General features: G+C 65.6%; 20 protein-coding genes. 10 read left to right on the top strand and 10 right to left on the bottom strand.

The window, feature by feature from the left end:
* Positions 1-81: 81 nt before the first annotated feature.
* Positions 82-1,266, bottom strand: a complete 1,185-nt coding sequence (locus tag BMY53_RS11155; protein WP_092946493.1) for a GNAT family N-acetyltransferase — start codon at positions 1,264-1,266, stop codon at positions 82-84.
* Positions 1,267-1,338: 72 nt separating this feature from the next.
* On the opposite strand from BMY53_RS11155, the gene BMY53_RS11160 reads away from it, so the two are divergent.
* On the top strand, positions 1,339-3,432 hold the full coding sequence (locus BMY53_RS11160; protein WP_092946495.1) for an NAD(+) synthase: 2,094 nt from the start codon (positions 1,339-1,341) through the stop codon (positions 3,430-3,432).
* A gap of 114 nt (positions 3,433-3,546) precedes the next feature.
* On the top strand, positions 3,547-3,885 hold the full coding sequence (locus BMY53_RS11165) for a P-II family nitrogen regulator (RefSeq protein ID WP_092946497.1): 339 nt from the start codon (positions 3,547-3,549) through the stop codon (positions 3,883-3,885).
* A 322-nt stretch (positions 3,886-4,207) separates the two neighbouring features.
* Here BMY53_RS11165 and BMY53_RS11170 read toward each other — a convergent pair whose 3' ends face one another.
* The 5 genes from BMY53_RS11170 to BMY53_RS11190 all read right to left on the bottom strand — a co-directional run bounded on the left by BMY53_RS11170 (position 4,208) and on the right by BMY53_RS11190 (position 7,232).
* Positions 4,208-4,588 carry a diacylglycerol kinase gene (locus BMY53_RS11170; RefSeq protein ID WP_092946499.1) on the bottom strand — a complete coding sequence of 127 codons (381 nt, stop codon included), beginning with the start codon at positions 4,586-4,588 and terminating at the stop codon, positions 4,208-4,210.
* 15 nt (positions 4,589-4,603) lie between these two features.
* Entirely contained in the window at positions 4,604-5,176 is a 573-nt protein-coding gene (locus BMY53_RS11175) for an RDD family protein (RefSeq protein WP_092946501.1), read from the bottom strand.
* A 9-nt stretch (positions 5,177-5,185) separates the two neighbouring features.
* Complete coding sequence (locus BMY53_RS11180; protein WP_177200830.1) at positions 5,186-6,085, bottom strand: DUF3106 domain-containing protein; 900 nt, start codon at positions 6,083-6,085, stop codon at positions 5,186-5,188.
* Between the two features lie 86 nt (positions 6,086-6,171).
* A complete protein-coding gene (locus BMY53_RS11185) occupies positions 6,172-6,669 on the bottom strand; it encodes a DUF3619 family protein (protein ID WP_255370141.1) in 498 nt (165 codons plus the stop codon).
* Entirely contained in the window at positions 6,666-7,232 is a 567-nt protein-coding gene (locus tag BMY53_RS11190; protein WP_092946505.1) for an RNA polymerase sigma factor, read from the bottom strand. The genes BMY53_RS11185 and BMY53_RS11190 overlap by 4 nt, the downstream gene beginning before the upstream one ends.
* Before the next feature lie 323 nt (positions 7,233-7,555).
* On the opposite strand from BMY53_RS11190, the gene BMY53_RS11195 reads away from it, so the two are divergent.
* The 8 genes from BMY53_RS11195 (at position 7,556) to BMY53_RS11230 (ending at position 17,560) form a co-directional block, all read left to right on the top strand.
* The gene (locus BMY53_RS11195) at positions 7,556-9,364 is read left to right on the top strand and encodes an acetolactate synthase 3 catalytic subunit (protein ID WP_092946507.1); all 1,809 of its coding nucleotides are present in this window, start codon (positions 7,556-7,558) and stop codon (positions 9,362-9,364) included.
* Positions 9,365-9,536: 172 nt separating this feature from the next.
* Complete coding sequence (ilvN, locus tag BMY53_RS11200) at positions 9,537-10,028, top strand: acetolactate synthase small subunit (RefSeq protein ID WP_092946509.1); 492 nt, start codon at positions 9,537-9,539, stop codon at positions 10,026-10,028.
* 86 nt (positions 10,029-10,114) lie between these two features.
* On the top strand, positions 10,115-11,131 hold the full coding sequence (ilvC, locus tag BMY53_RS11205) for a ketol-acid reductoisomerase (RefSeq protein WP_092946511.1): 1,017 nt from the start codon (positions 10,115-10,117) through the stop codon (positions 11,129-11,131).
* Positions 11,132-11,587: 456 nt separating this feature from the next.
* Positions 11,588-12,439 carry a CDP-diacylglycerol--serine O-phosphatidyltransferase gene (gene pssA / locus BMY53_RS11210; RefSeq protein WP_092946513.1) on the top strand — a complete coding sequence of 284 codons (852 nt, stop codon included), beginning with the start codon at positions 11,588-11,590 and terminating at the stop codon, positions 12,437-12,439.
* A 280-nt stretch (positions 12,440-12,719) separates the two neighbouring features.
* The gene (gene leuA / locus BMY53_RS11215; RefSeq protein ID WP_092946515.1) at positions 12,720-14,405 is read left to right on the top strand and encodes a 2-isopropylmalate synthase; all 1,686 of its coding nucleotides are present in this window, start codon (positions 12,720-12,722) and stop codon (positions 14,403-14,405) included.
* Between the two features lie 46 nt (positions 14,406-14,451).
* Complete coding sequence (locus tag BMY53_RS11220) at positions 14,452-15,996, top strand: 2-isopropylmalate synthase (RefSeq protein ID WP_092946517.1); 1,545 nt, start codon at positions 14,452-14,454, stop codon at positions 15,994-15,996.
* A 102-nt stretch (positions 15,997-16,098) separates the two neighbouring features.
* The gene (pbpG, locus tag BMY53_RS11225; RefSeq protein ID WP_404947868.1) at positions 16,099-17,205 is read left to right on the top strand and encodes a D-alanyl-D-alanine endopeptidase; all 1,107 of its coding nucleotides are present in this window, start codon (positions 16,099-16,101) and stop codon (positions 17,203-17,205) included.
* A gap of 130 nt (positions 17,206-17,335) precedes the next feature.
* Positions 17,336-17,560, top strand: a complete 225-nt coding sequence (locus tag BMY53_RS11230) for a hypothetical protein (RefSeq protein ID WP_092946598.1) — start codon at positions 17,336-17,338, stop codon at positions 17,558-17,560.
* Positions 17,561-17,564: 4 nt separating this feature from the next.
* On the opposite strand, the gene BMY53_RS11235 is transcribed toward BMY53_RS11230, so the two are convergent.
* The 4 genes from BMY53_RS11235 to hpnC form a co-directional block, all read right to left on the bottom strand.
* On the bottom strand, positions 17,565-18,332 hold the full coding sequence (locus BMY53_RS11235) for an IclR family transcriptional regulator (protein ID WP_092946599.1): 768 nt from the start codon (positions 18,330-18,332) through the stop codon (positions 17,565-17,567).
* Between the two features lie 78 nt (positions 18,333-18,410).
* Positions 18,411-19,709, bottom strand: a complete 1,299-nt coding sequence (hpnE, locus tag BMY53_RS11240; protein WP_092946519.1) for a hydroxysqualene dehydroxylase HpnE — start codon at positions 19,707-19,709, stop codon at positions 18,411-18,413.
* On the bottom strand, positions 19,706-20,575 hold the full coding sequence (gene hpnD / locus BMY53_RS11245) for a presqualene diphosphate synthase HpnD (protein WP_092946521.1): 870 nt from the start codon (positions 20,573-20,575) through the stop codon (positions 19,706-19,708). Before hpnD ends, hpnE begins: the two co-directional genes overlap by 4 nt.
* Complete coding sequence (gene hpnC, locus BMY53_RS11250; RefSeq protein WP_092946523.1) at positions 20,572-21,450, bottom strand: squalene synthase HpnC; 879 nt, start codon at positions 21,448-21,450, stop codon at positions 20,572-20,574. The genes hpnD and hpnC overlap by 4 nt, the downstream gene beginning before the upstream one ends.
* Positions 21,451-21,570: the final 120 nt, after the last annotated feature.

Below are 21,570 nucleotides of genomic sequence, written 5' to 3' on the forward strand. Positions count from 1 at the left end.
CCCACCGGATGCATGCCGACGTGCGACATCATCGAACGTGTTTCCAGCCGGGGTGCGCCCCGCGCATCGGCCGCCCGCGGTTCACTGGGGCTCGGCCTTGAACGATTCCTTGAACGGTTGATGGCGCTCCAACTCGTCGATGTACTCGCCCATCGCCTCACCTTCGCGCTCCAGGAAGTCCGCCACCGCCTCACGGAACTGCGGGTGCGCCAGCCAGTGTGAGGAATGGGTCGCCACAGGCATGAGCCCACGCGCCATCTTGTGCTCCCCTTGTGCACCGCCCTCAAATCGCAGCCACCCATTCGCCAGGCACCAGGCCAGCGGCTGGTAGTAGCAGGCATCGAAATGCAGGTTGGGGATGTAGCGTGTCGAGCCCCAGTAGCGGCCATAGGCAGCACGCTGCCGTTCATCGATGGCCACCAATGAGGCCGCCACCCGCTCCCCTTGGGCATCCCGCGCCACAAACATCAACCACTGCTCAGGCATCTCTACCGCCATGCGCGCAAAGAAATCGCGCTTGAGATAGGGCTTGTTGTGATGGGCCAGGTAGGTGAGCGTGTAGCACTCGTAGAAGAAATCCCAGTCTTGCGCCGTGATGGCCGTACCCCGCAGTGTCTCGAAGCGGATGCCCGCCTCCACGACCTTGCGCTGCTCCTGCTGGATCTTCTTGCGCTTCTCCCGCTGCAGCGTCTGCAGATAGTCCGCAAAGCTGCGCGGCGCGCCGTCGCCGGTCCAATGGAATTGCACCTGTTGCCGCGCCATCCATCCATCCGCTGCCAGGGCTTCCTGGTCCAACGTGTCCCCGAACAGCACGTGGATGGACGACAGCTCGGCCCGCTGTGCCAACGCACGCAAGCCCTTCACGAGCCAGCCTCGCGCCTCGTCGTCCCGCGCCAGCAGCCGGCTCCCCGGCACCGGCGTGAACGGCACGGCGACCAGCAGCTTGGGGTAGTACGTGAGGCCGTGGCGCTGGTAGGCGTCTGCCCACGCCCAGTCAAACACATACTCGCCGTACGAATGGCCTTTCATGTACACCGGGCAGGCAGCGATCAGTTGGTCGTCTTCCCACACGCTGAGGAACTGCGCCTGCCACCCGGTCTTCACCACGGCCGACCCCGAGGCGTGCATCGCCCGCAGGTATTCCAGCCGCATGAAGGGTGAGGGGAGGGGGGATGCCGCCAGCAGCGCGTTCCACGCCTGCAGTGGCAGTTCGGCGGGGTCGTCATCGACCCTGATCAGCGGTGTCGGGCGGTTGGTGTCAGTCATGCAGTCGTGCCAGTGTTGGTGAAATCTTAGGCCCAACACCAAACCCCCCGCTTTGATGGCAGGATGTTGGCTATGCAAGCGACGTCCCCTTCCACCGTGTCCGCCCGTCAATTCCCCCGAGAAGGCAGCTTCGACAATCTCTACCTGCACGACTTCGCCCGGTTGGCTGTGGGGGTGCCGCTGTGCAAGGTGGCGGACCCCGCCTACAACGCGGAGCAGACCGCGCAGTTGCTGCGCGAGGCGGCGGCGCAAGGCAGTGCGGTGGTGGCCTTCCCGGAGCTGGGCCTGGCGGCCTACACCAGCGACGACCTGTTCCACCAGCGCGCGCTGCTGGACGGCTGCGAAGCGGCGCTGGCCCATCTGCTCACCGTCTCACGAGACCTGCCCACCATCGCCATCGTGGGTGTGCCGTTGCGGGTGGAGCACCGGCTGTTCAATTGCGCCGTGGCTTTCCAGCGGGGGCGCCTGCTGGCGGTCTGGCCCAAGACCTATCTGCCCAACTACGGCGAGTTCTACGAGGCCCGCCAGTTCAATGCGGCCGATGAGGCGCTGAGCGAAGAGGTCACGCTGCTGGGGCAGCGCGTGCCGTTCGGCACGCGCCTGGTGGTGGCTGCTGAGGACATGCCGCTGCTGCGGCTGCATGTGGAGATCTGCGAGGACGTGTGGACCCCCATCCCGCCCTCGTCCTACGCCGCCCTGGCGGGGGCTACCGTGCTGGTCAACCTGTCAGCCTCCAACGTCACCGTGGGCAAGGCCGGGTATCGGCATCAACTGGTCGCGCAGCAGTCGGCCCGTTGCCTGGCGGCCTATGTCTACACCTCGGCCGGCGCTGGCGAGTCCAGCACCGACCTGGCCTGGGACGGCCAGGCACTGATCTACGAAAACGGCAGCCTGCTGGCGGAGGCCGAGCGCTTCCAGCGCCGCTCGCAATTGCTGGTGGCTGACGTGGACCTGGAGCGCCTTTCGCGCGAGCGTATGCGCCAGACCAGCTTCGGGGATTCGGTGCGGCACCATGCGCCGCTGCTGAAGGCCTTCCGCACGGCACCGGTGGTGCTGGGCCTGGACCTGCAGCAACCGCTGGCCTTGTGTCGTCGTGTCGAACGTTTCCCCTATGTGCCGGCGGACCGTACCCGCCGGGACGAACGTTGCAACGAGGTCTTCAACATCCAGGTGCAGGCGCTGGTGCAGCGCCTGGTCTCCAGCGGCATCCACAAGCTGGTGCTGGGTGTCTCCGGCGGGCTGGATTCCACGCACGCGCTGCTGGTGGCGGCCCGCGCCATGGACCTGATGGGCTGGCCACGCACCCACATCCTGGGCGTCACCATGCCTGGCTTTGCCACCAGTTCGCGCACGCGCGACCAGGCCATGCGCCTGATGGCTGCCATTGGCTGCGAAGCCCGGGAGATCGACATCCGGCCCAGTTGCCAGCAGATGCTCAAGGATCTGGGCCACCCGTATGCACAGGGGGAGGCCGTTTATGACGTGACCTTCGAGAACGTCCAGGCCGGCGAGCGCACCAGCCATCTCTTCCGTCTGGCCAACCACACCGGCGCTCTGGTGCTGGGCACGGGCGACCTGAGCGAACTGGCGCTGGGCTGGTGCACCTACGGGGTGGGCGATCACATGTCCCACTACAACGTGAATGCGTCGGTGCCCAAGACACTGATCCAGTACCTGGTGCGCTGGGTGGCCGAGACCGAGCAACTGGGGCCGCAGGGCAAGACGGTGCTGCTGGACATCCTGTCCACGGAGATCAGCCCAGAGCTGGTACCGCAGGATGGCAATACCACCGGCCTGCAGAGCACCGAGGCGCATATCGGCCCGTATGAGCTGCAGGACTTCAACCTGTTCTACACGATCCGCTACGGCTGCTCTCCCGCCAAGATCGCGTTCCTGGCGCGCCACGCCTGGGGCGACCGCACCCGCGGCGACTGGCCGGACGGTGAGCATGTGCGCCGCAATGAGTACCCGCTGCCGGAGATCAAACGGGTGCTGCGCATCTTTGTGCAGCGCTTCTTCCGGGGCAGCCAGTTCAAGCGCAGTTGTGTGCCGAATGCACCGAAGGTGGGCAGTGGGGGTTCCTTGTCGCCGCGCGGGGACTGGCGTGCCCCCAGCGATTCGGAGGCCACGGTGTGGTTGGCCGATCTGGCGCGGATTCCGGACTGATGCTGGTGGCGGGCTCTTCGGCAGGGGGGTGAATGGCGTTGGCGGGGGGTGGCGGGGCCGAGGTTCCGTGCTTAAATCACAGCCAGTTCTTCCCCCCCTTTCCCGGAGTCCGCGATGAAACAGATCACCGCCATCATCAAACCGTTCAAGCTCGACGAAGTCCGCGAAGCCCTGGCCGAAGTCGGCGCCTCCGGCCTGACGGTCACCGAGGTCAAGGGTTTTGGCCGCCAGAAGGGCCACACCGAGCTGTATCGCGGCGCGGAATATGTCGTGGACTTCCTGCCCAAGGTGAAGGTGGAAGTGGTGGTCAAGGATGAAGAGGTCGAGCGCAGCATCGACGCCATCCTGAAGGCCGCCAAGACCGGCAAGATCGGGGACGGCAAGATCTTCGTCACGCCGGTCGAGCAGGTGATCCGGATCCGCACCGGTGAGCAAGACGAAGCTGCGGTGTAGGTGTTGGCCCCCGGTTTTGCGGGCCGGCTTGGGGCGGCCCGGCGCCGGCCCTCGTCGCTAACCAGAGCCCCGCTTGGCGGCACCTGGCGGTGCGCCTGCGCGACTAGATGCGTATAGGAGCGGTGATCCTGGGTTGTTGGGGGGTGTGGTGCCCCCGGGTTTCGCGGGCCTCGGGCCCGCAAAACCGCCCCCCGAGGGGGCTGCGGGCCGGCTTGGGGCGGCCCGGCGCCGGCCCTCGTCGCTAACCAGAGCCCCGCTTGGCGGCACCTGGCGGTGCGCCTGCGCGACTAGATGCACAAAGGTGCGGTGATCTGGATCGGCTCTAGGTCTTGATGTGCTGCCAGATCGCAGCGATCCAGATGCCGGCACAGAGCAGCAGGGCAAGCATGACAGCGGCGCTGGCGATGTCCTTGGCGCGCTTCGAGAGTTCATGCAGCTCGAAGGAGACACGGTCAATGGCCGCTTCAACCGCCGAGTTGAGCAGCTCGACAATGAGCACCAGCAGCAACGAGCCCAGCAGCAACGCCACCTGCACCCAATCCCTGCCCAGCCAGAACGCCAGCGGCGTGGCCACAATAGCCAGCCAGATCTCCTGGCGGAAGGCGCTTTCGCCCAGATAAGCCGCACGCAGGCCGGCCCATGAATAACCGGCCGCTCGCAGGATGCGGTCCAGGCCAGTCCGGCCCTTGTGAGGATTGCTCATTTGCTCTGGAAAAATTCAGGACGGGTCGCCGCCCTCAGCACCAGCGCGCTGAACCCCAGCAACGCCCGGCTTCAAGACGGTCTTTGACATCGGACGCTGCGTGACGAGCTGCGTGCCGCAGATCACGTCATGCAGGAACTGGCGGTTCGGATGCAGCCGCGCCAGCAGGAGATAGGCCGCCACACCCGTCAACAAGGCGACCGTGACGACCGGGCCATTGCCGCCCATGCCCATGAGATGCACGCTCACCAGGGCGGGAAGAAACCACAGGTAGGCCAGCAGATAACGGCTGACCGCACGCCAAGGCCCCACGGGCAGCCGCCGCCGGTCCACCAGCCGCAAATGCCAGGTCTTCATCGCCAGCGTCTGGCCACCGTGTGACCAGAACCAGACGAAGTACAGCCCCACCACCACAAAGGCTGCCGCCTGCAGACCCTGCATGCCCTTCAGGGCATGCCGTTGATTGGTCAGCGGAGAATAGATCAGGGCCGTGACCACCACGACGCCGAACAGCAGGACGCCCTCATACAGAAAAGCGGCCATCCGCCGCTTGAAGCTGGGCGGGGCGGAGTCTTGCGGCTGGGTCATCCGGCCAGTTTAGCGGCTGGCCCCGGTGGGCTCGCTGGCCGCGTCAGCCTGCGGCAGCAAGGTTTGCGGATTCAGGTGGCCCGCGCGCGGAGAGCGCAACGGACGCACCGCACCACCCGCCGAACTGGCACCAGGCAACGGCACTTCGGCACGCTGTGTCAGCAGCACCGTCGTGGCACCCGGACGAGCCAGCACCACCGTCGGGCCGTTGCTGGTCAAGGTCAGCGGGCCGCGCTGGACCGCCGGCGCCGCTGCGGTCGCCACGGTGCGGCGGCTGGACAGCCCTTCTGCACCGCTCTTCGTGACCACACCACGGGGTTCCGAAGACTTTTCGGCGGCCCGCTCGGCCAGCCGCTGCTTGGCCTCGGGCGAGAGCGCCTGATACGCCGCCCACTTCGCCTGCAGGCGGGAAGCCTGCTCTTCGGACCGCAAGTCACCAGCGTACTGGTAACCAATGCGCGCCTTCTGGCGTTCGGCCGGCGTCATGCGCGTCCAGGCCACCATGCGCTCGCGCACGCGTTGCTGGTGTTCTGGCGCTAACTTCGAATAACGGGCGGCAATCTCCAACCACTTGCCCTTGAGCGCGCTGTCCAGCTGATCCCATTCGGATGCCAGGGGCGACAGGCAGTCCTTCTGGCTGGGGCTCAGGGACGCCCAGCTCGGGCTGAGCAGGCTGGAAGTCGTTGGCACGGCGGAGGCCGCCGCGCGCGGTGCGCTGGAGGCAGCAAAGGGGGCCGAGGTGGCCGAGGTGGAAGTACCGGGTGCGATCGAAACGCCGGGCGCTCCGAGAGCGCTGGAGGTGCCGGACGTACCAGTAGTTCCGGAAATGGCCGCTGCTGATGCGCCAGTGGCTGGCGCCTGGACTTGGGCCATGGCCACGTCGACCAGGCTCGCCAACGTCAAGGTCAACGTGACTGCACTGACGCCTGATGTCAGACGAAACCAGGCCCGGCCGGTCCTCGCCAGCCCCGCCCCCTTATCCATGGGCGCCGTCCTCACTCTTTGGACTCGTCCGCGTTGGGGTCGCTCGGATTATTGGGGTCGGCCTGGTTCTCGTTGAGATATTCACGGAAGCCGGGGTCGCTGTAGGCAGCCGGCGGCAGCGGCTTGGACAGCAGGTCGGTGTCCAACTCGGCAGCGCTGCGGATCTGCTCATACCACTGGCTGTGCTGAATCAGCAGCAAGCCACCCAGCAGCAAGGCAATGGGCAGCAGGGCTGCCGCCTTCAACCAGCGCGGTGTGCGCTCACCGCCGCCCAGGGCCAGCGTGCCGCCACCCGTGGTGTGCACGGTAGCGGCCGCTGCCGGCTGGGAAGCACGCGCTGCGATCGCCTTGGCGAGTGCTTGCTCACGCGCAAAGCGCAGTCGTTCCTGGATGTCGCCGGAAAGGGAGTCGCCATGTTCGGTCAAGCCGGCCGCCACTCGCAGGCCAAAACGAGCCATGCGCGCGTCCAGCTCCTGGGGGAGCGGCGTCGTCGGCGAGGTCTTGTTCATAGCGTAATTCCCTTGGCTTTAAGCGTTTTGGCCAGCGCATGCACAGCACGAGAGCAGTGTGTTTTCACACTGCCCTCCGAGCAGCCCATGACGGCGGCAGTTTCCGCAACATCGAGTTCTTCCCAGTAACGCAGCAAAAAGGCTTCTCGTTGACGCGCGGGCAGCGCTGATACTTCTTCGTCGATGAGTGCGAGCATCTGGCCACGCGAAACTTCGTCCGCCGCCGAGAGCGCCCCCATCGCACCATCCCTCGTTTCAAGGGTTTCCAGCAGGTCGAACTCGTCCGACGCGTCCGACCCTTCGAAGTCCGACAGGTTGCTGAACAACGCATTGCGGGTCTTCTGACGCCGAAACCAGTCCATCGTCGCATTGGAGAGAATGCGCTGGAAAAGCAGCGGAAGCTCCTCCGCCGGCCGGTCGAAATACTTTTCGGCCAGCCTGATCATGGCGTCCTGGACGATGTCCAACGCCGCATCCTCATCCCGTACGAGGTAGACCGTGCGCTTGAACGCACGTTTGTCCACCGTCTTCAGAAAATCGTTGAGTTCTTTATCTGTGGCCAAGGGCTGGCGCCACGGTGTGGCGGTCGGGCTGGCAAATTGGCGCGGATTATGGCACCCGCGAAATAAATAGAACCAGGGAGATCGCGCGATGACTACCGCAGAGTGTGCCTTCGGGTTCTGCGAAGGCTGGCGGTGGCCGGCGGCGGGCTGGAGGGCGGGTTTCCATGCATAATCTCCGCTCGCACAACGCAGTATGGGTCTCAAGCTGGTTGCCCGACCCGGGCCCCCTGGTTTTTGACCGCGCAGTTCCGAATCCGCTTCACAAGAGTGAGAGGAGGGGCACCGATGGTTTTTCGTCAGAGAAAATCTCAGAGGTTCGACATATGGACATGTCTAACGCGGACATCAAACGTGCAGCGATCTCAGACGCTCGCGCACAACCGCATTCTTCTTCCGGCCCTTCCTCGGCTCCTGGTTCCCAGGAGTTGAATGGTTCCGAAATCCTGGTTCAAAGTCTTCAAGCCGAGGGCGTGAAGTTCCTTTGGGGCTATCCAGGCGGTGCCGTTCTCTACATCTACGACGCGCTCTACAAGCAAGACGGCATTCAGCACGTGCTGGTTCGTCACGAGCAGGCGGCCGTGCATGCCGCCGACGGCTATGCGCGCGCCACGGGCGACGTGGGTGTGGCGCTGGTCACCTCCGGCCCTGGCGTCACCAATGCCATCACCGGCATCGCGACGGCCTACATGGATTCCATCCCGATGGTGATCATCACCGGACAGGTGCCCACGCCGGCCATCGGCCTGGACGCCTTCCAGGAATGTGACACCGTCGGCATCACCCGGCCCATCGTTAAGCACAACTTCCTGGTGAAGGACGTGCGTGACCTGGCCACGACGCTCAAGAAGGCTTTCCACATCGCCCGTACCGGCCGTCCCGGCCCGGTGGTGGTGGACGTCCCGAAGGACGTCTCGGTGGCCCGTACCACCTTCAGCTACCCCGACCGTGTGGAGATGCGCTCCTACAACCCGGTCAAGAAGGGGCACAGCGGCCAGATCCGCAAGGCGGTGCAGCTGCTGATGTCGGCCAAGCGCCCCTATATCTATACGGGTGGCGGCGTCATCCTCGGCGAGGCCGCCGCAGAACTGCGCCAGTTGGTCGATCTGGTGGGCTACCCCTGCACCAACACGCTGATGGGCCTGGGCGCCATGCCGGGCACCGACCCGCGCTTCCTGGGCATGCCCGGCATGCACGGCACCTACGAAGCCAACATGACCATGCAGCACTGCGACGTGTTGCTGGCCGTGGGCGCGCGCTTCGATGACCGTGTCATCGGCAACCCCAAGCATTTCGCGTCGGTGGACCGCAAGATCATCCACATCGACATTGATCCGTCCTCCATCTCCAAGCGCGTGCGCGTGGACATCCCCATCGTGGGTGATGTGAAGGATGTGCTGCAGGAGTTGATCGCCCAGATCAAGGAAGCGCAGACCCGGCCGGACGCGGAAGCGCTGAATGCCTGGTGGAGCCAGATCAATGACTGGCGCAAGCGCGATTGCCTGGCCTACAAGCAGTCCAACGAGGTCATCAAGCCGCAGTACGTGCTGGAGACCCTGTGGAACCTGACGCGTGAGCGCGACACCTACATCACGTCGGATGTCGGCCAGCACCAGATGTGGGCCGCCCAGTTCTACCGCTTCAACGAGCCGCGCCGCTGGATCAATTCCGGTGGCCTGGGCACGATGGGGGTGGGCCTGCCCTATGCCATGGGCATCAAGCTGGCCAAGCCGGAGTCAGACGTGTTTTGCGTCACCGGCGAAGGCTCCATCCAGATGTGCATCCAGGAGCTCTCCACCATTCAGCAGTACAAGACCCCTGTGAAGGTCGTCTCGCTGAACAACCGCTACCTGGGCATGGTGCGGCAGTGGCAGGAGCTCGACTACGGCAAGCGCTACTCCCACAGCTACATGGATGCGCTGCCCGACTTCGTCAAGCTGGCCGAGGCCTACGGGCATGTGGGCCTGCTGGTGGAGAAGCCTTCGGATGTGGAAGGCGCGCTGCGCGAGGCCATCCGCCTGAAGGACCGCACCGTCTTCCTGGACGTGCGAACCGACCCGACCGAGAACGTCTGGCCCATGGTCCAGGCGGGCAAGGGCCTGTCGGAGATGCTGCTCGGTTCCGAGGATCTCTGAAGCGGCTGCCGCTGGAAACGCCCAGCGCCGGACACGTTACCGCGTGGCCGGCGACTGGTGGTGGAAGGTGGCAACGCCCGGAGCGCCCGAATCGGATTTCCCTGTCTTCGACAGCGTGGCCAAGGGCCGTCGGTTACCGCCGCCGGTCTGAAGAGCGCGAAGGACAAGATTCATGAAACACATCATTGCTTTGCTCATCGAGAACGAGCCTGGGGCGCTGTCGCGCGTCGTGGCCCTGTTCTCCGCCCGGGGCTACAACATCGAAAGCCTCACCGTCGCGGCCACCGAGGATGCCTCGTTGTCCCGCATGACCATCGTGACCAGCGGCAGCGACGACGTGATCGAACAGATCACCAAGCACCTGAACCGGCTGATCGAGGTGGTCAAGGTGGTCGACCTGACCGAGGGGCGCTACATCGAGCGCGAACTCATGCTGATCAAGGTGAGGGCAGTTGGCAAGGAGCGCGAGGAAATGAAGCGCACTGCCGACATCTTCCGTGGCCACATCATTGACGTGACCGAGAAGACCTACACCATCGAATTGACGGGTGACACCGCCAAACTGGACGCGTTCATCGATGCCATCGACCGCGCGGCCATTCTTGAGACCGTGCGTACCGGCGCCAGTGGCGTCGGACGCGGCGAAAGAATCCTGCGCGTATGAGCCGGATCGCCGCCACACTCACTCAGTCCATCCCTTCCCACTTTTTGCCCACGGCCCACAGCCGCTGAACCTCTGGAGAACCCACCATGAACGTCTACTACGACAAAGACGCTGACCTGAGCCTCATCAAGGGCAAGAACGTCACCATCATCGGTTATGGCTCACAAGGCCACGCCCATGCACAAAACCTGAACGACAGCGGTGTGAAGGTCACCGTGGGCCTGCGCCGTGGCGGCGCCTCCTGGTCCAAGGCGGAAGGCGCCGGCCTGAAGGTGGCCGAGATTGCCGACGCGGTGAAGGCTGCTGACGTGGTCATGATCCTGCTGCCGGACGAGCAGATCGCCGACGTCTACAAGAAGGATGTCGAGCCCAACATCAAGGCAGGCGCTTCGCTGGCCTTTGCCCACGGCTTCAACGTGCACTACGGCCAGGTGCAGCCGCGTGAAGACCTGGATGTGTGGATGGTCGCTCCCAAGGCCCCCGGCCACACCGTGCGCAACACCTACAAGCAAGGTGGCGGCGTGCCTCACCTGATCGCCATCTATGCCGACAAGACCGGCAAGGCGCGTGATCTGGCCCTGAGCTATGCCGCTGCCAACGGTGGCGGCAAGGCCGGCATCATCCAGACCAGCTTCCGCGAAGAAACCGAAACCGACCTGTTCGGCGAACAGGCGGTGCTGTGCGGCGGTGCCGTGGAACTGATCAAGGCGGGCTTCGAGACGCTGACGGAAGCTGGCTACGCGCCCGAGATGGCCTACTTCGAGTGCCTGCACGAGCTGAAGCTGATCGTGGACCTGATCTACGAAGGCGGCATCGCCAACATGAACTACTCCATCTCCAACAACGCGGAGTATGGCGAGTACGTGACCGGCCCGCGCGTGGTGACCTCGGCCACCAAGGACGCGATGCGCCAGTGCCTGAAGGACATCCAGACTGGTGAGTACGCCAAGAGCTTCATCCTGGAGAACAAGGCCGGTGCCCCGACCCTGATCAGCCGCCGCCGCCTGACGGCAGAACACCCGATCGAGCAGGTGGGCGAGCAACTCCGCGGCATGATGCCCTGGATCAAGGCCAACAAGCTCGTCGACAAATCGAAGAACTAGGCTCCCCCCCTACCGGCTGACGCCGGCCCCCTCAAGGGGGCGAGCCCAGTGGACTGGCAGAGCCAGATCCACGGGCTCCGCTCGGTGGGGCTCCGTTCTCCCATCGGCAGGTTTCTTCCCCCCTACTGGCTGACGCCGGCCCCCTCAAGGGGGCGAGCCCAGTGGACTGGCAGAGCCAGATCCACGGGTTCCGCTCGGTGGGGCGTTGGGCGAGCGTTCGGGGTGAGCGTGTCGTTGCGAAGGGCCTCCTGCGTGGGGGCCCTTTGTCGTTTTGAGGCTACTGGCTTCGTAACGCCCGGTATCGCTCGGGCATGCCGCCGCCCGCCAGGGGCCCGGCGAGTGCGTGCCACCGCCTTGCACAGAACGCGCGGAACCTGCAATTACCTGCCGTTCGGCCACACCGTTAGAGCGGGGCGCCGACGAAGGCAAGTGGCGCGCCTGCTATTCTTCCGGCCCATGAATGCATCGCAGAACAAGCGCGTGGATCTGTTGGACGAGGATGAGGTCGATGCCGACATCCTCGAACTGCCACGTCCCCGCCGCAAGGGCATCTACATCCTGCCCAATCTCTTCACGCTGGCCGCCCTGTTCAGCGGGTTCTATGCCATCGTGATGGCGATCAGCGGCCGCTTCGAGCAGTCGGCCTACGGCATCTTCGCCGCCATGGTCCTGGACAGCCTGGACGGACGCGTCGCCCGCATGACCAACACCCAGAGCACCTTCGGCGAGCAGATGGACAGCCTCTCCGATATGGTCTCCTTCGGCGCCGCGCCCGCGCTGATCATGTATTCCTGGGCCCTCCAAGGCCTGGGCAAGTGGGGCTGGTTCGCCTCGTTCGTCTATATCGCCGGTGCGGCGCTGCGCCTGGCACGCTTCAACACCAACCTGGGCGTGGTCGACCGGCGCTTCTTCCAGGGCGTGCCCAGCCCCGCCGCCGCCGCCCTGGTGGTGGGCCTCATCTGGGTGATGGACGATGCCGGCTACAAGCAGGTCTACCAGGATCCGGTGCTGGCCTGGGTCGCCTTTGGCTTCACCGTCTACGCCGGCCTCACCATGGTGACCAACGCACCCTTCTACAGCTTCAAGGACATCAGCTTCAAGCGCTCGGTGCCCTTCATCGTCATCGTTGCGATTGCGCTGGCCATCGCGGTGATCAACATCCATCCGCCGTCGGTGCTGTTCGCCGTGTTCTGCCTGTACGGCGTCTCGGGCTACGTGGTCTACGCCGTCAAGCGCGCCAAAGGCAAGCCGGTGAGCGTGATCGCCACGTCCACCGATGAGCCGGATGAAGCCGGGCTTCATCGCTGACGAAGGCTGAGGGGGCCTGTCAGCGCCCATATGCACCCAAATGCCGCCCAATCCCGCTCAAGGCCTGTTGACGGCGCGCCCCCGGCCCCTCTACATTCAATCTCTATGACGTTCCGTGCAAACATTGCGCTGCTACTACTAAGCGACCTCCGGGTTCGCTAGATCGCGCACGTCCCTCCACCAGACGTCTCTCCAGATCCAACGGCCCGAATGCAACTCGCAGCGGGCCGTTTTCATTTCCAAGGCTGCGAGTTGCGAACCTGAACCACCAGGAACGCCCATGTTGAAGCAACCGCACCTCAAGTACCGAGCCTTTGCCCCCATCGCCCTGCCGGACCGTCGCTGGCCCAGCGTGCAGATCACGCGGGCGCCGCTATGGCTCAGTACCGATCTGCGGGACGGCAACCAGGCACTCATCGAGCCCATGGACCCGGAGCGCAAGCTGCGGATGTTCCAGATGCTGGTCCGCATCGGTTTCAAGGAGATCGAGGTCGGCTTCCCGTCCGCCTCGCAGACCGATTTCGATTTCGTCCGCCTGCTGATCGAGCAAGGGCACATCCCCGACGACGTCACCATCCAGGTGCTCACGCAGGCGCGCCAACCGTTGATCGAGCGCACCTTCGAATCGCTCAAGGGTGCCAAGCGCGCCGTGGTCCACCTCTACAACGCGGTGGCCCCGGTCATGCGCCGCGTGGTGCTGGGCATGGACGAAGACCAGATCGTGGATCTGGCCGTCACCCATACCCGCATGATCCGCGAGCTGGTGGCGGCGCAGCCCGAGACCGAGTTCGGTTATGAATACTCGCCGGAGATGTTCTCCAACACTGAGCTGGCCTTCTCCAAGCGGGTGGTGGACGCGGTGACCGAGGCCTGGGGCGCCACACCCGAGCGCAAGGTCATCATCAACCTGCCGACCACCGTCGAGAACGCCACGCCCAACTGCTTCGCCGACATGATCGAGTGGATGGTCCGCAACATCGAGCGTCGCGACAGCGTCATTCTGTCGGTCCACCCCCACAACGACCGCGGCACCGGCACCGCCGCTGCCGAACTGGCGCTGATGGCGGGGGCGGACCGGGTGGAAGGCTGCCTGTTCGGCAACGGCGAGCGCACCGGCAATCTGGACCTGGTCAATGTGGCGCTCAATCTGTACACGCAGGGCGTGCACCCCAACCTGGACTTCTCGGACATCGACGAGATCCGCCGCTGCGTCGAGCACTGCAATCAGTTGCCGGTGCATCCCCGCCATCCGTATGTGGGCGAGCTGGTCTACACCTCGTTCTCCGGTTCGCACCAGGACGCCATCAAGAAGGCCTTCTCGGCGCGCAAGGATGGCGACATCTGGGAAATTCCCTACCTGCCGGTGGACCCCAAGGACCTGGGTCGCAGCTACGAGGCCGTGATCCGCGTCAACAGCCAGTCCGGCAAGGGCGGCATCTCCTACCTGTTGGAGACGGAGTACGGCATCGAGTTGCCGCGCCGGCTGCAGATCGAGTTCAGCCAGACCGTGCAGCAGGTGATGGACACCAATGGCAAGGAACTTGGCGCCGCCGATCTCTGGCAGATCTTCGACCGTGAATATGGTGTCAAGCAGGCCCCCGCGCTGCATCCGCAGATCGGCACCACCGAAGACGGCCAGACCACCGTGACCGCGCAAGCCGACCTGTGCGTGCGCATGGTCAAGGTGGATGGCCAGGGCAAGGGCCCGATCGACGCCTTTGTCGAAGGCCTGAACAAGGTGCTGCAGACCCAGGTGCGGGTGCTGGACTACCATGAGCATGCCTTGGGCAGTGGCGCCGATGCACAGGCCGTCGCCTATCTGGAGCTGCGCGTGGGTGAAGCCACCCTGTTCGGCGTGGGCATGGACAGCAACATTGCCTCGGCCTCGCTCAAGGCCATCGTCTCTGGCCTGCGCCGGGCGGCGCAGCGGGGCGTGCTGAAGCTGGTGTGCCTGCAGGCCGCCTGAGTCGCCGCCCCCGAGACGCCCGCCACCCATTGAAGGAAGCCCGACCATGTCCCAACCGCAATTGATCATCTTCGACACGACCCTGCGCGACGGTGAACAATCGCCTGGAGCGTCCATGACCAAGGACGAAAAGCTGCGTATCGCGCGGCAACTCGAGCGATTGAAGGTGGATGTGATCGAGGCAGGCTTCGCGGCCTCCAGCCAGGGGGACTTCGAGGCGGTCAAGGCGATTGCCGAGACCATCCGGGACAGCACCGTCTGCTCCCTGGCCCGTGCCAACGACCGCGACATCGCCCGCGCGGCCGAGGCGCTCAAAGGGGCGGCCCGTTCCCGTATCCACACCTTCATTGCCACCAGCGAACTCCATATGGAGAAGAAGCTGCGCATGACGCGAGAGCAGGTGCTGGAACAGGCCATCCAGTCGGTGCGCTTCGCCCGCAATCTCACCGACGACATCGAGTTCTCCCCGGAGGACGGCTACCGCTCCGACCCCGAGTTCCTCGCCCGCGTGGTGGAGGCGGTCATCCGCGAGGGTGCCCGCACCATCAACATCCCGGATACCGTGGGCTACGCCATTCCGGAGCTCTACGGCACCTTCATCAAGACCCTGCGCGAGCGCGTGCCCAATTCGGACCAGGCGATCTGGAGCGTGCACTGCCACAACGACCTGGGCATGGCGGTGGCCAACTCCCTGGCCGGCGTGAAGATCGGTGGTGCCCGCCAGGTGGAGTGCACCATCAATGGCCTGGGTGAACGGGCCGGCAACTGCTCCCTGGAAGAGGTGGTGATGGCGGTGAAGACCCGCCGCGATTACTTCGGCCTGGAGGTGCGGGTGGACCCCTCCCAGATCGTGCCGGCTTCCCGGATGGTGTCCCAGACCACCGGTTTCGTGGTGCAGCCCAACAAGGCGGTGGTGGGAGCCAATGCCTTTGCCCACGCCTCCGGCATCCACCAGGACGGCGTGCTCAAGGCGCGCGACACCTACGAAATCATGCGGGCCGAGGACGTGGGCTGGGCGGCCAACAAGATCGTGCTGGGCAAGCTCTCCGGCCGCAACGCCTTCAAGCAGCGGCTGCAGGAGTTGGGCGTCCAGCTGGGCTCGGAGGCCGAGGTCAACACCGCCTTCCAGCGCTTCAAGGACCTGGCCGACCGCAAGGCCGAGATCTTTGACGAGGACATCATTGCCCTGGTCATGGACGAATCAGCCGCCCACGTGCAGGAGCATTACCGCCTGGTCGCCCTGGCGCAGCGCTCCGAGACCGGTGAACGGCCCCGGGCGCAGGTGGTGTTTGCCGCTGGCGAGGCCGAAGTGCGCACCGAAGGCGAGGGCAACGGTCCGGTGGACGCTGTTCTCAAGGCGATCGAGAGCAAAGTGCAAAGTGGTGCCGAATTACTGCTGTATTCGGTGAACGCCATCACCAGCGGCAGTACAGAATCCCAGGGTGAAGTCACGGTGCGGTTGCAGCACGCTGGGCGAGTGGTGAACGGGGTCGGGGCAGACCCCGATATCGTCGTCGCCTCCGCCAAAGCATATTTGAGCGCGTTGAACAAGCTGCAAAGCAGGACGGAACGGGTCGCGGCCCAAGGCTGAACGAGCAAACAATCTTCACTTTAAAAGCGTGAAGTAAGTCCTTGATCTTGCCGGTTTTTCTGCGATCCTCTAAACTCAGGCCCGACTGATCTGGGGACCGGATTGAAGACCATTGCGACATTGCTGTCTGGTGCCGCGCTGAGCGGGGCGTTACTGCTGGCGGGCGCCTGCGTCAGCCTGCTGCCGGTCCAGTCGGCGCAGGCGGCCACGCCTGCCGCCAACAAAGCCAAGACCAACACCAAGGCCACTGCCGTGCGCAAGGCCAAGCCTGCGCCGCGTTCGCCGCGCAAGGTGGCCGCACGTGCCGCTGCGCGTGAGGTGGCTGTGGTGCCCGCCAAAGCCTCCTTCGGCCAGATGTATGGCCTGCACGACACGGAAGATCCGCTGGACCTGAAGTCCAGTGTGGCGCTGGTGCTGGACCAGGACACCAACGAGGTCCTGTTCTCCAAAAACCCGCAAGCCGTGCTGCCCATTGCCTCCATCACCAAGCTGATGACGGCACTGCTGGTCGTGGAGGCCAAGCAGTCCCTGGACGAGAAAATCACCATCACGGATGAGGACAAGGACACCGAGAAGTTCACCGGTTCCCGCCTCACCGTCGGCACCACGCTCACGCGCGGTGAATTGCTGCACCTGGCGTTGATGTCCTCCGAAAACCGTGCTGCGCACGCACTCGGGCGCAACTATCCGGGTGGCCTGGAAACCTTCGTCGCGGCCATGAACACCAAGGCTCAACTGCTGGGCATGGCGGACACCCACTATGTGGAGCCCACCGGGCTTTCCAGCCGCAACCAGTCCAGCGCCCGCGACCTGGCGGTGCTGGTGAAGACGGCACATCAGTTCGAGCTGATCCGCGAGCTGTCCACCTCGCCGGAATACACCGTAGCCCTGGGCCGCCGGCAGGTGCGCTTCGGCACGACCAATGGCCTGGTGCGCAAGGCAGACTGGGACATCGGCCTGCAAAAGACGGGTTTCATCAACGAAGCCGGCCAGTGCCTGGTCATGCAGGCGCAGATGGCCGGCCGCAAGCTGATCATGGTGTTCCTGGATTCGGCAGGCAAGTATTCGCGTATTGGCGATGCTGAGCGGGTGCGCAAGTGGCTGATGGGCGCGAGCTCCCCGATCGGCGGCCCGGCCGCCGCGGTGACCGCCACCGCTGCGACTGCCGCCACGGCAACGACCGTGGCCATCACGCCCACCGTCAAGTAATGCCAGGCCACCGGGACTGCCCGGTTTCCAGCAAAGCGGGCTGCGGCCCGCTTTTTCGTTGGTGCCGCTGCAGATCCGCCAGGCCCGCTGCCCATTCAACCGGATTCAATCGGATTCAACAGGAGCCACTGTGAAAACCATCGACGAAATGCTGAGCCTGGACCTGCTGACCCCGGAGCAGCATCAACAGATCGGGAGCTGGATTGCCGAGGCGGACTCGCCGGAGGCCATCCTGCAGATGCCGACCGAGCTGTGGCAGGCGGTGGAGCGTGCTAGCGAGATCATGGGTGTGGATGCGGACCTGACGCGGCCGCCGTCGCTGGACGCGGGTGGCGTGGTGGTGGCTGCCGACTGAGCGATCAGCCGCGATAACCCAGCGCGGCGGAAATCCGCGTCGCGGTTTCCTTCAGCCGGGGCATCCAGCTTTCTTCCAGCCGGTCGGCCGGCGCGGAGATCGACAGGCCGGCGACCAGCTTGCCCTGGTCGTCATAGATGCCTGCGGCCATGCAGCGCACACCCAGCTCCAGCTCTTCATCGTCCCGCGCCACGCCGCGCTGGCGAACCAGCGCCATCTCGCGTTCCAGCAGCGCCACGTCAGTCAGGCTGTTGCGGGTGTGGCCCGAGAGGCCGGTGCGGGTGGCGTAGGCGCGAACCCGCTGCGGGTCGTCACTGGCCAGGAAGAGCTTGCCGACGGAGGTGAGGTGCAGCGGGGCCCGGCCGCCCACGGCACGGACCACCTGCATGCCGGAGCGCTCGCTGTAGGTGCGCTCGATGTAGACGATCTCGTCGCCCTGGCGTACCGAGAGGTTGACCGGCTGGTGCGTGAGCTTGTGCAGCTCCCGCATGGGGCCGATGGCGGCCTCGCGCACGTCCAGCCGCGCCTTCACCAGGTTGCCCAATTCCAGCAGACGCATGCCCAGCCGGTAGCTGCCCGCTTCAGGCCGGTCCACGAAACGCCCCAGGGTCAGGTCGTTCAGGATGCGGTGCGCCGTGGAAGGGTGCAGGCCGGTGGTCTCACTGATGATCTTCAGCGATACGGGATCCTGATGCTGTGCAAGCACGTCCAGCAGGGAGAACATCCGCTCCAGCACCTGGATGGCGGGGGTCTGCAGCTCCTTGGATTTCATGAGGGCCATTGTGAAGGATTTCCCTCTGGTTGCGCATGGCGAAACCTAGTCGAGTCTCTCCAGCGTCGCATCCACCCATCAGTGCCCGGTGGCGGGGCTGTTGTGCCGCATGACGGAATGGGCCGCTGCCAGACCGCTGCGCACCGCACCTTCCAGGGTGGCGGGATAGGGGCCCGCCAGGTAATCCCCCGCCGCCACCAGGCCGGGAAGCAGGGCGGCTGATGGACGCAACAGGCCGGGTGTGCAGGCGAAGGTGGCGCGCTTCTCGCTCAGCACACGGTGGATGCGTGGGGGTGTGCGCCAGGGCAGCGTCTGGATGGCCTGGGCCAATGTCGCTTCGGCGGTGGCGTCCAGCCCTCGTTCTACCCACGGGGCTGCGCCACTGATCACGAAGCTGAACAAGCCCGGCCGCTGGGCCAATTGCCCCAGGTCGAACGCGAATTGGGCGGGGGCCTCTGCCGTCTCGCGCAGCGCCACCATGGGGGCGGGCAGGGCGGAGCCCTCGCTTTCCAGATAGACGGTGATGATGGGCTGGAACTCGAAGGCGGCGGTCTGGGTGCTCCAGGCGGGCGCCAGGTCTCGCGTCAACCGGGCGGCTTCTACGGACGTGGTGGCCAGCACCACGGCGTCGCCTGTCCAGGCGTCGTCGCCGGCTTCGATCTGCCAGCGGTCACCGGCCTGACGCAGCGCCTGGACCCGCGCCGTGCGGATCTGCGCGCCGTGCCGCAGCAGGGCCGCACGTGCGGGTTCGGGCAGCAGGGCGCTCAGGCCGGCCCGGGGCAGCAGCAGATCGGCGCTGCCCGGGCCACTGAACAGGGCGTCCTTGAGTACACGCAGGAAGACCTGCGCACTGGCCTGCGGAGCCGGGGTGTTGAGGGCCGCCACGCACAGTGGCTCGATCAGGTCGCGCCGGATGGCGTCCGGCAGGTCACCGCACAACGCGGCCACACTGAGCGAGGGTCGGCAGCGAAAACCTGTCGCCATCCAGCGGCTGCTGACCATCAGGAAGCGTAACCGGTCCGGCCAGGACCAGGCGCTGCAGCCCAGCACGCCGCGCGTGAAGGCGAGCCACGGCGGGCCACCGGGCAGGGTGAGGGTGTCCCGGTCGGGATAACGCAGCCGCAGCGGGGTGCGCAGCAAGGCCTGCACAGGGTCCACGCCCACGCGGCGCATCAGCGCCAGGCAACTGGTGTAGGCCCCGATCAGGATGTGCTGGCCGTTGTCCAGCGCCTCGGGCCCGTCACCCAGGCTGCGGGCGCGGCCGCCCAGGCGTGGGGCCATGTCGAACAGGGTGACCTGCGCGCCCAGCGCCGCCGCTTCCAGCGCGGCGGCCAGTCCGGACCAGCCGCCACCGACGACGGCCACCTGGCGGGTCATCGACCGCGCCAGTTGGTCCGCATCGCGATCCACAGCTTGCGCACCGGCGTGAGCGAGATGCGCTGGTGCAGCACCTGGAACTGCTCGGCCTCGATCTCACGCAGCAGCGTGCGGTAGATATTGGCCATCATGATGCCCGGCTTCTGGGCCTTGCGGTCTTCCTCGGCCAGCAGGGAGAAGGCTTCGTCATACAACGCATGGGCGCGATCGGCCTGGAACTTCATCAAGGCGGTAAAGCGCTCGCTGTAGCCCCACGGGGCATCGCGCTTGAGGATCTCATGGGCCTTGACGTCGAACTGCTGCAGTTCCGCCACCGGCAGGTAGATGCGGCCCCGCCGGGCGTCATCACCGACGTCACGGATGATGTTGGTGAGCTGCATCGCCAGCCCGAGCTTGTGGGCATAGCCGATGGTGCTGGGCGCCTGCCGGCCAAAGATGCCGGAGGCCACCTCACCCACCACGCCTGCCACCAGGTGGCAATAACGTTGCAGGCCGGGGAAGTCCAGGTAGCGGGTCTGGTCCAGGTCCATCTGGCAGCCGTCGATGACGGCCAGGCAGTGTTCGGCGCGGATGTCGTAGTTGGCGCAATGCGGCATCAGGGCCTTCATGGCCGGATGCTGCGGCTGGCCAGCGAAGGCGCCCATGACTTCCTTGCGCCACCAGGCCAACTTGGTGGCGGCCACGCCAGGGTCGGAGACCTCGTCCACCACGTCGTCCACCTCGCGGCAGAAGGCGTAGAACGCCGTGATGGCCGCGCGGCGCGGCGGGGGCAGGAAGAGGAAGGCGTAATAGAAGCTGGAGCCACTCTGGGCAGCCTTCTGCTGCACGTACTGTTCGGGTGTGGAGGGAAGGGTGGGCGCGGTCATGGCGTCGTCTCCGGCTGCCCCTGGCCTGCGCGCGGCGCTCGGGCCCGCATCGTCAGGGCGCGCCACAGCAGCGCGGGCGCGTCGGTGGCGCGCAGGCGGGGCCGTTGCAGGAGGGCAGCGAAGTGCATGGCGTCAAGTTTGTGAAGAATTCGCAGGCCGCCTTGTACCACCAAGCGCAGCTCCCAGCCGGCCCGGCCGGGAAGTTGATGCACCAGCGGTGCGCCCTCCAGCATCAGCGCCTGCGCCCAGCCGCAGAGATCCTTGATGAGCGCGCGGGCGGACGGGCTGTCTTGCAGATCCAACAGTTGCTGTCCCTGGAGGCCATGACGCCGCAGGTCGGTCTCGGGGGCATACACGCGGCCTCGAGGGCCATCGATGGTGAAGTCCTGCCAGAAGTTGATGAGCTGCAAGGCGGTGCAGATGGCGTCCGACCGAGCCAGGGCCGCCGCGTCATCGACCTGGTAGAGATGCAGCAGGAGGCGGCCGACCGGATTGGCCGAGCGGCGGCAATAGTCCAGCAGTTCCGGCCGGTCGGCATAACGTTGCTGGACCACGTCCTGGGCGAAGGCGTCGAGGAGATCCTCCAGCAATGACGGGGGCAGGCGGTGGCTGCGCAGCACACGCGCCAGCGGATCAAACACGGGCCGCGCCCAGCGCGGGGAGGGCGAGCCGCCAGCCACCACGGCGCGCAGGTCGTCCCGGTAGGCGGCCAGGTCCGCCAGCCGCTGTGCCGCGCTGACATCGCCCTCATCAGCCAGGTCATCGGCCGTCCGTGCGAAATGGTAGATGGCGGTAATGGCCGGCCGCAGCGCGGGCGGGCACAACCAGGAGGCCACCGGAAAGTTTTCGTAGTGCTCTATGCTCACGGCCGGCATTGTCCGCGCTTCGCGAGGGCTTGCCGATGAAGATGCCCTCGCTTCAGGCAACCTCTGGTGATACAGAGGCCCCCTCCAGCAGCACCGGTGTGGCGTTTGACACTTGGGTACCCTCTGAAT

The sequence above is a fragment of the Roseateles sp. YR242 genome, from assembly GCF_900109745.1.
Classification (GTDB): domain Bacteria; phylum Pseudomonadota; class Gammaproteobacteria; order Burkholderiales; family Burkholderiaceae_C; genus Roseateles.